A 12445-nucleotide genomic window follows, 5' to 3' on the forward strand; every position below is an offset into this window, starting at 1 on the left:
TGACCGAGGGGAACACCTCTGACCAGTGAGTTATCGGATCCGTGTGAGGCGCCGATTGCCGATGAGGAGGGCAGCGATGCCCACGAAGGCCAGGAAGTGCTCGGGCTTGCGCTCGTAGCGGCGGTGGAGACGGCGGCAGCCTGCCAGCCAGGACACCGTTCGCTCGACCACCCATCGGTGGCGGCCGAGTCGTTGTGAGGATTCGATGCCTTTGCGGGCGATGCGGTGGCGTATGCCGCGGCTGCGGAGCCATCGGCGCAGCTGGTCGTAGTCGTATCCCTTGTCGCCATAAAGTTTCCCAGGTCGCCTGCGACGCGGGCCCCGGCGGGACCGGATCGGCGGTATGCCTCGTACGAGCGGCACCAGGCCCTGACTGTCGTGCAGGTTGGCTGCGGAGATGCCCAGGGACAGGGGCAGTCCTTTTCGGTCGGTGATCAGGTGGATCTTCGATCCCGGCTTGCCGCGATCGGTCGGATTCGGTCCCGTCAGTAGCCCCCTTTTGCGGCCCTGACGCTTACCGAGTCGATTGCACATCGGGACCAGTCCAGCTCACCGAGCGCGCCGAGTTCGTCGAGGATGACGCGGTGCAGTCTGGCCCAGACGCGGGCACGGCTCCACTGCGCGAAGCGCCGGTAGACCGTGGGCCACGCCGGGCCGAAGACCGGCGGGAGTTGCCGCCAGGTGCAGCCCGACGTGGCCACGAAGATGATCGCCGCCAACGTCTCGCGGTCGCCCGCCCGTCGTCGGCCCCGCCCTGGGGACGTATGACCTCCGTAGGAGGTACCACCCGGCGAAGCAGCTCCCACAACTCGTCCGGTACCAGCCGCTGGACCAGGTCTGCCATGCACTGACCGACGACCACCCCAGGCCAAAAGAAGCGGTGTCTTAGTACCGGCAGTCCTGTTGTCGCAGAGGGTACGGATTCTCCTACCGTCACGGGCCGAGCGTGGACGCATGACAACAACATTCATCACGGTGAGGGCACCACGAAAGAGGGCTCTCCGATGAGCCATGGCATCGTTTCCAGCGGTTGGGACGTCCTGGACGCCTCCCACGAAGCACTGTGCACGGCGGTCCGCGCCGTCCCCGCCGACGGCTGGCACCTGCCGACGCCCTGCGGCGGGGTGGACCGTCGCCCAGGTCTTCCAGCACGCCGTCGGCGACCAGGGCGGCTACGCCGCCGCGCTGACCGGCGAACCCGGCCTCGATTTCAACCCGTTCGACCCGTCGGGCGATATGGAGGGCGTGGACCCGGTGGCGTTCCTGGAGGACGCCCTGGCACGCGCGGCGAAGGCGTGGGCGGGGATCGACCGGGACGTCGCTGAGGTGCCCACGCCGGTGCCGCCGCACGAGTTGTCCCCGTGGTCCGGCTCGGCGGCGCGCGGGCTGGATACAGCGGTCCACGCCTGGGACATCGCCATGGCGACGGGCCGGCCGCCGCCGCTCACACCCGAGCTGGCCCGCTCCCTCCTCAAGATCGCCAGGGAGATCGTCGAGCCGCTGCGCCCTCGCGGCGCGTACGTCGCAGCCCTCGTCCCCAAGCAGGGGGACGACGACGTGGCGGTCCTCCTGCGTTACCTCGGGCGCGACCCCCGCCGGAGTACCTCGCTGGAGCTGTCCGGTCGATCACGTTGCCGCGACTGTGCCTGCGGCGGAGGGACCTGATGCGTGCAGGAAAGGTGCCTGCACTCATCAGAGGGTGAGACCACCGCAGGCGTCTTGCCGCTACCGGGCCAGCCACGCCGCTCAACCACGTCGGTCGTGTCGGCGCGCGTCCATGATGAGAGCCGTGAGCGGGCGAGGGGTCCAATATGCCGCCGCCTTCGTTCCAGGCCGCCAGGCGGCGCCAGCATGTCATGCCCGAGCCGAAGCCGAGTTCCTGCGGAGGTACTCCCATTGGATGCCGGTGTGCAGGACGAACAGGATCCCGCACAAGGCCTGCCGGTCGAGCACTCGAGGTCTGCCCTCGTCCTGCCGCGGGGGCGGCTCGGGCAGCAACGGCCCGATGAGCGACCACAGTTCGTCCGACACGATCCTCGGCCGCGGCTGACGCTTCCCCATGCCCTCATCAACGTGCGATAGGCCGTCGTCGTGGAAGTGGATGGCGCGGCGCGTACCGCCAGGTCCGCTCGACCGTCGTCCGGTCGACCGAGATGCTCCCCGAGCCGACCGTCAGCGTCAGCCGGCCGTGCCGGAGGGCGAGTTCCGTCGGCGCGTTGTCCCCGTTCCAGGCGATCAGAGGGTACGCGTCACCCGCTCCACGAAGAAGGCCCAGGTCAGTGGCTGGGCCTTCTTGCTGCACGTGGTGATCACTTGTTACTGACCTTTCCGTTCAGTTGTCGGGGTGAGTGAGAGGCCTGTTTCCGCGAGGCAGCCCTCGATGAGGTCGGTGCGTCGTTGGATCCGGCGCAGGCCTCTGCGGACGGCTCGGACGAGGTGGTCGCGGTCGTGGAAGACGACGTTGGCGGTGGTGTCGCGCCGGAGCAACGACCAGATGCCCTCGACAGGATTGAGGTCGGGTGCATAGCTGGGCAACTGGACGATGGTGAGCCAGTCATGGTCTGCCGCGTACTCACGTAATCGACTGCAGCGATGAACATTCAAGTTGTCCCAGATCACCACAACGGGACCGCCGAGCTGTAGGTGCGCCCGCACGAGAAGATCACGGTAGTCCTGCCAGGTGAAGCCGCGATGGGCACCTCGGTGATGGCCCTGGACGCGAGGCCGGTAGATCAGGCGGCTGCGTTCGCCGGACTTGAAGCACACCAACGCAGCCATCGAAATGCGGCCGCGGGAGGCGCCGTTGAACCGGACCACAGGAGTGCTTCCTCTCGGTGCCCAGGTGCGGGAGCGGTGCGACGTCATCGAGACGGCGGCTTCGTCCTCGAAGACCAGCCATGCCCCGAGCGCCGCTGCGGTGGCTTTGCCTGCGGCCAGGTCTCCTTCACCCAGCCGGCCACCGCCGCTTCGTCCCGCTCGATGGCCCGCCGCGCAGGATGCTGACACGACCAGCCGTGCCGCCGCAGCAACTCCCACACTCCGCGGATCGACAACGACACCCCCAACTGGTCTGCAATCAGCAGCTGCACGCGGGAGAGCGTCCACCGCTCATCCATCCAGCCCTGAGCTGTCGCGCCTTCCAGTAACAGCGGCTCGAGCACAGCGAAGTCACTGTCGCCGATCTTCGGCCGCTTGGCCGGCCCCGAGGGACGCAGGGCCTGCCGCCCTCCCTCGCGCCAGGAACGACGCCACCGCTCCACCGACCGGACGCTGACCCGCAGTTCCTTCGCGATCACCGTGTTCTTCTCACCCCGTGCGAAGCCATCGACTGCCAGCATGCGCACCCGTTCCCGGGCGACCTGACCTCGCGCGGTGAGACCACCGCCTTGCGCGTATCGCATGCCCACGGCGTACCGCAGGGATCAACCAATGTCAGCCCCGACAACTGAACGGAAAGGTCAGTAGGCAAGCTCCGGGTGAACCGGGTGGTCGTCGAACGGCCCGCGCGGTGATGTGCTGTGTGCGCTAGGGGTGTTCAAGTCGGCGACCACCGACCCGATACAGCGGCGGGCCTCGCCGCACCTGACCTTGCGGCTCACTCTGAGATCGCATCTGCGGGGCAGGGCGCGGCGGTTCTTCGACGGAACATCCGCAGGCGAGGCATGGGGTCAGCCGGTGCGCAAGACGTGCAACGCCATCAGGGCCACGTGCAATGCGGTGCGCTGTTCGCCGGATTCGAGGTCGCAGTCGAGCAGGCGCTCGATGGTGCGCAGGCGTTGGTAGAGCGTCTCGCGGGACAGGCCGCCGCGGCGGGCGGCGCTGGTTTTGTTGCCGGCGGCGTCGAGGTAGTGGCGGAGGGTCGTCAGCAGCTCGGTGCCGTGTCGGGCGTCGTGATCGAGGAGGCGGCCGAGTCGTTGTTCGGCGTATTCCTGGATCCGGGTGTCCTCGCGGAGCGCGTACAGCAGGCGGCGCAGGTCCACATCGGAGAGTTCGTGGAAGGAGCGGCCCGGGGGGAGGGGCTGGTCGGGCGGGGTGGCCTCCGCCACGCGGGTTGCCTGGCGGAAGGAACGGGGGGCGTCGGTGAGGTCGTCGACCACGGAGCCGATGCTCACGACGGCCTGCGGGGAAAGGCCGAGCGCGGCGTGGCTCAGCCGTTCGACCGCGGGCTGCCAGGGGTGTGAGGGGCTCAGGGCGAGGAGGACTCCCACGCGACCGGGGGCCAGTTCGCCGATGAGTGCCGGGATGCCCGTCGTGTGCAGGTCCTGGGACAGTCCGGTCTCGGGATTCGCCGCGATGTCATCTGCGGGGAGGTCCACCACGACCGTGAGGAAGCGGCTGTTCTCGGTGGGCAGGCCCAGCGCGGTCAGGCGGGCATGGGCGTCTTCGGGGGAGCGGTGGCGCTGCTCGACGAGGTCGCGCAGGGCGTTGCGGTGCGCGGTGCGTTCCCAGGGGGTGGGGTGGATGAGGCGGGCGACGGTCAGGGCCATCGCCGTTCTTTCCAGGACGGTGATGTGCTCCGGTGCGAAGGCCGGTTCGGTGGTGGGAGCCGGCAGCATGGCCACGCGGCCCCAGCGTTCACCTTGGTATTCGACCGGTGCGGTGAGCCAGCCCTCCGGGCCGTGCTGGCTCGTGCGGTCTCCGGGCGGGGTCGCTCTGGAGCGTTGCTCCCAGTCGGTGAGCGCTTCTTCCAGGGTGGTGCCGGAGGGTTCGCAGATCAGTGCTTGGTGGACCAGGTTTTCCAGGACGACGGTACGGCCGCTCATCTCCGCTGCCGCGCGCATGACGTCCTCCGGTCCGGCTCCGCGCAGCGTCAGCGCGGTGAACGCCTCGTGGACGCGCTGGGTGCGGCGCATCGCCTCGGCCTGATTGCCGAGGATGAGGGCGTGGACGACCTGGGTGACCTCGAGGAAGTTGACGTCCTTGGCGAGAGTGATCAGCGGGAGGCCGCGGGTCTGGCAGGCGTGGACGAGGGCGTCGGGCGGGCGGTGGTAGCGCCGTACGAGTTCGATGACCAGGGCCGCCGCCCCGATGCCGGCGAGTTCGTCGACGTAGCGTCGGATGCCCGCCGGTTCCTCGGGCAGGGGCATGCCGGTGGTCAGGACGAGCTCGCCGCCCTTGAGGAAGGAGGCGGGGTCGGTCAGCTCGGTGATGTGGACCCAGCGGACCGGCCGGTCGAGTTCGGTTACGCCAGTGACGACCTGGGGCCGGCCGGCGGCCAGTACGGGCAGGGTCAGGACGTCGGCGAGGGTGAGGGCGCGGCCGGGCGCGGTGCTGTCCGGGCCGTCCATGTCCGGCGGTCGTGCCGTCGAACGGCTGTCGTTCACGGTGTCTCCATGGGGGTGCCCCGCCCGAGCGAAGCCGAGAGGGGAGTGCCCGGCCACTGTGACAAGCCTTGCTGACCTGCGCAAGGGCGGTTCCGCCTCGGTGAACGAGGCAGGGAGCGCCGCATTTCCGGCCCGTGCTTGACAGAACGTCCGAACAGCGGGCCCGTACCGGACAGATCGCGCTTTGGCTCGTCTCCGGGCGGCGGAGATGCTTGGCAAAGCGCACCAGTCCGACGACCCACGCCGGGAGACGACCATGACCGCACTGTCGCCGCATCTTCGCCAGGCCACTCCCGTGGTGGTGACCCGGGGCGAGGGCGTCCACCTCTACGGTGAGGACGGCCGCCGCTACCTCGACTTCACCGCCGGTATCGGTGTCACCAGCACTGGTCACTGTCACCCGAAGGTTGTGGCGGCGGCGCAGGAGCAGGTCGGCACGCTGATCCACGGCCAGTACACGACGGTCATGCACCAGCCCCTGCGCCGCCTCGTCGACAAGCTCGGCGAGGTGCTGCCGGTCGGTCTGGACAGCCTGTTCTTCACCAACTCCGGAAGCGAGGCCGTCGAGGCCGCGCTGCGCTTGGCCCGCCAGGCCACCGGCCGCCCGAACGTCATCGTCTGTCACGGCGGCTTCCATGGTCGTACGGTCGCCGCCGCCTCCATGACCACCTCCGGCACCCGCTTCCGCTCCGGCTTCTCCCCGCTGATGAGCGGTGTGGTCGTCACCCCCTTCCCGTCGGCCTACCGGTATGGCTGGGACGAGGAGACCGCCACCCGCTTCGCCCTGCAGGAGCTCGACTACACACTCCAGACGATCTCCTCGCCCGCAGACACGGCTGCGATCATTGTCGAGCCGGTGCTCGGCGAGGGCGGGTACGTGCCTGCCAACCGCGTCTTCATGGAGGGGCTGCGGGAGCGCGCGGACCGCCACGGATTCCTTCTCATCCTCGACGAGGTGCAGACCGGCGTCGGCCGCACCGGTTGCTTCTGGGGGCATGACCACTTCGGTGTCGCGCCCGACATCCTCGTCACTGCCAAGGGTCTGGCCAGCGGCTTCCCGCTGTCCGGGATCGCCGCCTCGGAGGAGCTGATGAGCAAGGCGTGGCCCGGTTCGCAGGGCGGTACGTACGGCGCCAACGCCGTCGCCTGCGCCGCGGCCTGCGCCACTCTCGACGTCGTACGCGACGAGAAGCTCGTCGAGAACGCCGAGGCGATGGGAGCGCGGCTGCGGCAGGGCCTGGAGGCGGTAGCCGACCGGACGCCGGGCATCGGTGATGTGCGGGGGCTGGGGTTGATGCTGGCCACCGAGTTCGTCACCGAGGACGGCAGCCCCGACCCCGATACAGCCGCCCGCGTGCAGCGGGCGGCCGTGGACGAGGGCTTGCTTCTGCTGCTGTGCGGGGCCTGGAACCAGGTGGTGCGGATGATCCCGGCGCTGGTGATCGACGGGACGGCGGTGGACGAGGGCCTCCAGGCGTGGGCGACCGCCGTGGAGGCCGGTACCTCAGGAGCGTCGGCACGATGAGCGACAGCGTGGCGCGGCTGGCCGCCCGGCTCGTCGAGACGGCTCCGGGCCTGCGGGTGGAATCCGGCCTGGGCACCCTCGGCCAGTACGCCTACGACGCCTCCAACTACCGAGTCCCCCCGCAGGCTGTGGCCTTCCCCCGCTCCACGGACGATGTGGTCGCGGTGTTGCGGGCCTGCAAGGAGACGGGCGTCGCGGTCACCGCTCGCGGCGGTGGCACGAGCATGGCGGGCAACGCGGTCGGGCCGGGCGTCGTCCTGGACTTCTCCCGTTACATGAACCGGATCCTGGACATCGACCCGGCCGCCGGGACCGCGCGTGTCGAGGCCGGAGTCGTCCTCGACGCGCTGCAGAGCGCGACCGCGCTGCACGGACTCTCCTTCGGCCCCGACCCGTCCTCGCACAGCCGCTGCACCCTCGGCGGCATGATCGGCAACGACGCGTGCGGCAACCGGTCGGTGCGGCACGGGCGGACCAGCTCCCACATCGAGGCGCTGGAGATCGTGACGGCCGACGGTGTTCGGGCCGTCGCCGACCACGTGGGGTTGCACCCGGTGGATTTTGCGGACGCGGAGCGCGTCGCCCGCCTCGAAGCGGACGTACGACGCCTGATCGGTGACAACCTGGCGCCGATCCGGACCGAGCTGGGCCGCATTCCGCGCCAGGTCTCCGGCTATCAGCTGCACCACCTGCTGCCCGAGCGCGGCTTCGACATGGCCCGCGCTCTGGTCGGCACCGAGGGCTCCTGTGCGGTCGTCACTGCCGCGACGGTCCGCCTGGTGGCGACCGCACAGGCTTCGGCGCTGCTCACCCTTGGCTACGACGACGTCGTCGACGCGGCCGAGGACGTCCCCGAGATCCTGCGCTGGAATCCCACCGCTGTGGAGGGCATGGACGAGGCGATCGTCGCCACCATGCGCGCCCGGCGGGGCCCCGACTCCGTCACCGGACTGCCCGAGGGGCGGGCCTGGCTGTACGTCGAGCTGGACGGCGACGATGAGGCCACGGTGAACGCCCGTGCGGCCGAGCTCCTCGAAGTGCTGAAGGCGCAGAGCCGGATGACCGGCGGGCGGGTCGTGGAGAGTGCGGCCGAGCGGCGCTCCCTGTGGCGGGTCCGCGAGGACGGCGCGGGTCTGGCCGCCCGCCTCGTCGACGGCGGGGAATCCTGGCCCGGCTGGGAGGACTCGGCGGTCGCGCCCGAGGACCTGGCCGGCTACCTGAGGGACTTTCGCAAGCTGCTCGCCGACCACGGGCTGACTGGCGTGATGTACGGGCACTTCGGCGCGGGATGCGTCCACGTACGCATCGACTTTGACCTCGCCACGGACACCGGCCGGGCAGCCGCCCGTCGCTTCCTGCACGAGGCGGCCGCGCTGGTCGTCGCGCACGGCGGGACGCTGTCCGGCGAGCACGGTGACGGGCGAGCGCGCGGTGAGCTGCTGGAGGTCATGTACAGCCACCGGATGATCCGGGCGTTCGCCGCCTTCAAGGAGGTCTTCGATCCCGAGGGGCTGCTGAATCCCGGTGTCATCGTCGCCCCGGCTTCGCTCGACGCCGATCTCGCGCTGCACCAGATCCAGCCCCTGGCGACGGAGTTCACCTTCCCGCACGACGAGGACGGCTTCGCGGGCGCGGCTCGCCGCTGTGTCGGCGTCGGTCGATGTCGCAGCGACGCGGGCGGTGTGATGTGCCCGAGCTACCGGGCCACGGGGGAGGAGAACGACTCCACGCGGGGTCGGGCCCGACTCCTCCAGGAGATGGTGCGAGGCGAGACCGTCCAGGACGGCTGGCGCTCGACGGAGGTCCGCGACGCGCTCGATCTGTGCCTTTCCTGCAAGGCGTGCTCCAGCGACTGCCCGGTCGGCGTCGACATGGCCACCTACAAGGCGGAGTTCCTGCACCAGCACTACAAGGGCCGCTTGAGGCCCCGCTCCCACTACTCGCTGGGCTGGTTGCCCCTGACCTCCGCCCTCGCCGGATACGCCGCTCGTCCGCTCAACGCGCTGCTCCGCGGACCGCTCGGCCGGCTCCTCGCCCGCCTCGGAGGCGTGACCACGAAGCGCAGGATTCCCGCCTTCGCCTCCCGGCACGTCCTGCGCAGGGTCCTGCGCGATGCGAGGACCGGCGATTCAGCGAGGGCCGTGCTCTTCGTCGACAGTTTCACCCGCGCCTTTCGTCCCGAGGTGGCCGGAGCCGCGAGCCGGGTGCTCACCGACGCCGGGATCCCCTGCACTGCGGAGGACGGCCTGTGCTGCGGTCTGACCTGGGTCAGCACCGGTCAGCTGTCCGTGGCCCGCAGGATCATGGCCCGTACCGTCGCCCACCTGGACAACGGTGACGAGCGGCCCATCATCGTGGCCGAGCCAAGCTGTGCCGCCGCACTCAAGCGCGACGTGCCCGAACTCCTCGGGACGGACGCCGCCCGCCGGGTCGCGGACCGCGTCCACACCTTCACGGGTGCCCTGACCGACCTGGCCGCGCCTGGCTGGATGCCGCCGGAACTGCCGGAGAAGGTCGCCCTGCAGACCCACTGCCACGAGTACGCGACCTTCAAGGGCAGCCGCCCCGCCGACCTGCTGCGCCGACTGGGCGTGGGCAAGGTCGACGAAGCCGAGGGCTGCTGCGGACTCGCCGGGAACTTCGGTTTCGAGGAGCAGCACTACGACACCTCGATGGCCGTCGCCGACCTGGCCCTGAGGCCACGCCTCGACAGCATCGGCCAGGCCACGTCGACTGTCGTCGTGGCCGACGGTTTCAGCTGCGCCACCCAGATCGACCACCTCGCCGGAGACCGGGGCATCCGCGCTCTGCATCTCGCGGAACTGCTCGACCCCGCCGCCGATCAAGCCGCTCAACCTGGAGAGACGTCATGACCGACACACCCACGCAGTTGTTCATCGGTGGGTCCTGGGTGGACGCCGCGGACGGCGCCACCATGCCCGTCGACGACCCGGCGACCGGCGAGATCATCGCCCACGTCGCCGACGCCGGCGTCAAGGACTCCCGGCTGGCGGAGGACGCGGCCGTGCGGGCGCAGGAGGAGTGGGCCCGTACGGCGCCCCGCGCGCGCAGTGAGATCCTGCGGCGCGCCTACGAGATCATCCTCGACCGCACCGACGAACTCGCCCACCTGATGACGTCCGAGATGGGCAAACCGCTGGCCGAGGCCAGGGGAGAGGTGGCGTACGCGGCCGAGTTCTTCCGCTGGTTCTCCGAGGAGGCCGTCCGCATCGACGGCGGCGGCGGAATCCTGCCCGACGGCCGCAACCGCATGCTGCTCTCCCGCCGCCCGGTAGGCCCCTGTCTCCTGATCACCCCGTGGAACTTCCCGCTCGCCATGGGCACCCGCAAGATCGGCCCCGCCATCGCGGCGGGCTGCACGATGATCCTCAAGCCGGCCCCGCAGACCCCGCTCTCCAGCCTGGCCCTCGCCGCGATCCTCAAGGAGGCCGGGCTGCCGGACGGCGTGCTGAACGTCGTCACCACCTCCCGTGCGGGGGAGGTGTGCGAACCGCTCCTGCGCGGCGGGCGGATTCGCAAGCTCTCCTTCACCGGCTCCACCAACGTCGGGCGCCTGCTGCTCGCTCAGTGTGCCGACGCAGTCGTCCGGACCTCGATGGAGCTCGGCGGCAACGCGCCGTTCATCGTCTTCGAAGACGCCGACCTGGACACGGCAGTGGACGGCGCGATGCTCGCCAAGATGCGCAACATGGGCGAGGCGTGCACGGCCGCGAACCGCTTCTTCGTGCACCGGTCGGTGGCGGAGGAGTTCGGGCGGCGCCTGGCCGAGCGGATGGGCGCGCTCGTCGTGGGGCCTGGCACCCGGGACGGGGTCGATGTGGGCCCGCTGATCGACGCGGCCGGGCGGGCCAAGGTGGCGGAGCTGGTCGGCGACGCGGTGGAGCGCGGCGCCCGGGTGCTCGTCGGCGGCCAGACGCCCGAGGGTCCGGGCTGTTTCTACCCGCCCACCGTCCTCGCCGACGTCGAACCTGGCAGCCGGCTGATGGACACGGAGATCTTCGGCCCCGTCGCGGCGATCTTGACCTTCGATGGCGAGGACGAGGTCGTCGGCCGTGCCAACGACACCCCCTGGGGGCTGGTCGGTTACGTCTTCACCGAGGGCCTCGACCGCGCCCTGCGCGTCAGTGAACGCCTCGAGGTGGGCATGGTCGGCCTCAACACCGGTCTCGTCTCCAACCCGGCCGCCCCCTTTGGAGGGGTGAAGCAGTCCGGGCTCGGCCGTGAAGGCGGCCGGGTGGGGATTGACGAGTTCCTGGAGTACCAGTACCTCGCGGTGCCCGTGCGATGACGGTGGTCATGCCCTGACTACCCCGTATCGCGCACCGCGACGGGCCGCCCCGTGCCCGGTTTCCACGCCACCGGGCACGGGGCGGCGGCTTTTCCTCCACCGGGCGCGGGCGCAGCTCTGTCACTGTGCGCAGGCGGGCTGCGCAGGTGTCGCAAGGCGCAGGGGCCGGCCGCTGGTCTGGTAGGCCGCCGCATGGCCTGGGCGGTGTACGGCGCCCTGGACGGGGGGAGCGCTGGGCTGTCGTTCTGGCCGCCCGCTGGTCTCAGCCCAGGTGGCGGGCGGTGATTTCCGCCGCGGTGTGGGTCACCAGCTGCCCCAGCTCGGGGAGCCGGCCGGGATCGAAGCGTGAGTCGGGCATGGAGACGGCCACGCTGGCCAGCGGTGTGCCGTCCTCATCCAGGACGGGTGCCGCGATGGCGCAGACACCCGGGCGGTACTGGTTGTGGTTGACGGCGTATCCGCGGTCTCTGACGCGGCGGAGCTCGGCACGCAGCTCCGCCGGGTCGGTGATGGTCTCCTGGCCGTAGCCCTCGAGTGCGCCCGCCATGAGTTCGTCGACCTCGGACTTCGGCAGATGGGCGAGGACGGCGTGTCCGGTGGCTGTGGCGTGCAGGGGGGAGATGTCGCCGATGGCGTGGAAGGTTCGTACGGGGTGGTCGCAGTCGACGCGGTCCACCACCACGATGCCGTGCAGGGCGTCCGGCACTGTTAGGTGGATGGTCTCGTTCAGTGTGTCGCGGAGCCGGAACATGGGCTCGCGGGCGGCGGCGAACAGGCTGGATCCCTGTAGGGCGGCGGGGCGTACGGCCAGCACCCGGGTGCCGACCTCCCAGCGCGTGGTGTCTCTGCGATTCGCCCGCAGCCAGCCCGCCTCGTTGAGCGTCACCAGGGTGCGCTGCACGGTCGACTTGGGCAGCCCGAAGATCTTTGTCAGCTCTCCCACGGTCACCGGCTGGTGTTGCGCCACGGCCTCCAGGACGCGCAGCGACCTGGTCAGGCTCTTCATTTCCATCTCGGCGCCTCAGTTCTGCGGATTCGTCGTGCTGCCTCTTGACTCGCTTCCGAACCCACAGGCATGATCATGCCGCAGTCTAGCATGGTGTGCCACAATGCGGCACACTCTTCTCTTGTGATGTCCCGGCGGCCGGATCGACGTCAAGGACTGTGCTGTTCCGATGCTCCGCGGCGTCTGCTCCCCCCGCCTGTGCCACCACCCGTCTGCTCCGGCGGCCCGTGCAGCATCGCGTGGCCTGGCGGCAGACAAAAGGTCCGGCTCCGGCAGCCTGC

General features: G+C 70.2%; 7 protein-coding genes and 2 pseudogenes. 4 read left to right on the plus strand and 5 right to left on the minus strand.

Features of this window, described 5'->3' with window-relative positions; translation table 11 throughout:
* Positions 1-30 precede the first annotated feature (30 nt).
* Positions 31-835, minus strand: a pseudogene (locus ACWD3I_RS47200) (IS5 family transposase).
* 176 nt (positions 836-1011) lie between these two features.
* On the opposite strand from ACWD3I_RS47200, the gene ACWD3I_RS47205 reads away from it, so the two are divergent.
* On the plus strand, positions 1012-1665 hold the full coding sequence (locus ACWD3I_RS47205; RefSeq protein ID WP_365410019.1) for a maleylpyruvate isomerase N-terminal domain-containing protein: 654 nt from the start codon (positions 1012-1014) through the stop codon (positions 1663-1665).
* Positions 1666-1816: 151 nt separating this feature from the next.
* Here the strand turns inward: ACWD3I_RS47205 and ACWD3I_RS47210 are convergent.
* From ACWD3I_RS47210 to ACWD3I_RS47220, 3 genes and pseudogenes are all read right to left on the minus strand, one after another.
* Positions 1817-2061 (minus strand): annotated as a pseudogene (locus ACWD3I_RS47210) (transposase); the annotation flags it as partial.
* 255 nt (positions 2062-2316) lie between these two features.
* Positions 2317-3401, minus strand: a protein-coding gene (locus ACWD3I_RS47215) for an IS630 family transposase (RefSeq protein WP_451084419.1) whose coding sequence is annotated in 2 segments (ribosomal slippage) — positions 2317-2955 and positions 2958-3401 — 1083 coding nt in all. Because the reading frame shifts where the segments join, the coding sequence is not laid out codon by codon here.
* 267 nt (positions 3402-3668) lie between these two features.
* The gene (locus ACWD3I_RS47220; RefSeq protein WP_365410063.1) at positions 3669-5288 is read right to left on the minus strand and encodes a PucR family transcriptional regulator; all 1620 of its coding nucleotides are present in this window, start codon (positions 5286-5288) and stop codon (positions 3669-3671) included.
* Positions 5289-5580: 292 nt separating this feature from the next.
* Between ACWD3I_RS47220 and ACWD3I_RS47225 the strand changes: the two genes are divergently transcribed.
* From ACWD3I_RS47225 to ACWD3I_RS47235, 3 genes are read left to right on the plus strand one after another with little or no spacing between them, the layout of a single operon-like run.
* On the plus strand, positions 5581-6849 hold the full coding sequence (locus ACWD3I_RS47225; protein WP_365410012.1) for an aspartate aminotransferase family protein: 1269 nt from the start codon (positions 5581-5583) through the stop codon (positions 6847-6849).
* Complete coding sequence (locus ACWD3I_RS47230; protein WP_365410009.1) at positions 6846-9722, plus strand: FAD-binding and (Fe-S)-binding domain-containing protein; 2877 nt, start codon at positions 6846-6848, stop codon at positions 9720-9722. The genes ACWD3I_RS47225 and ACWD3I_RS47230 overlap by 4 nt, the downstream gene beginning before the upstream one ends.
* Complete coding sequence (locus ACWD3I_RS47235; protein ID WP_365410006.1) at positions 9719-11158, plus strand: NAD-dependent succinate-semialdehyde dehydrogenase; 1440 nt, start codon at positions 9719-9721, stop codon at positions 11156-11158. The genes ACWD3I_RS47230 and ACWD3I_RS47235 overlap by 4 nt, the downstream gene beginning before the upstream one ends.
* Before the next feature lie 262 nt (positions 11159-11420).
* Here ACWD3I_RS47235 and ACWD3I_RS47240 read toward each other — a convergent pair whose 3' ends face one another.
* Positions 11421-12164 (minus strand): IclR family transcriptional regulator, encoded by a 744-nt coding sequence (locus ACWD3I_RS47240; protein ID WP_365410060.1) that lies wholly within the window; start codon positions 12162-12164, stop codon positions 11421-11423.
* Positions 12165-12445: the final 281 nt, after the last annotated feature.

This window comes from Streptomyces sp. NPDC002817 (assembly GCF_053592055.1).

Bases quoted from the DNA above. Each gene is read 5' to 3' on its own strand.
- ACWD3I_RS47205 (WP_365410019.1), top strand. From the start codon at position 1,012: ATGGCATCGTTTCCAGCGGTTGGGACGTCCTGGACGCCTCCCACGAAG.
- ACWD3I_RS47220 (WP_365410063.1), bottom strand. From the start codon at position 5,288: ATGGACGGCCCGGACAGCACCGCGCCCGGCCGCGCCCTCACCCTCGCC.
- ACWD3I_RS47225 (WP_365410012.1), top strand. From the start codon at position 5,581: ATGACCGCACTGTCGCCGCATCTTCGCCAGGCCACTCCCGTGGTGGTG.
- ACWD3I_RS47230 (WP_365410009.1), top strand. From the start codon at position 6,846: ATGAGCGACAGCGTGGCGCGGCTGGCCGCCCGGCTCGTCGAGACGGCT.
- ACWD3I_RS47235 (WP_365410006.1), top strand. From the start codon at position 9,719: ATGACCGACACACCCACGCAGTTGTTCATCGGTGGGTCCTGGGTGGAC.
- ACWD3I_RS47240 (WP_365410060.1), bottom strand. From the start codon at position 12,164: ATGAAGAGCCTGACCAGGTCGCTGCGCGTCCTGGAGGCCGTGGCGCAA.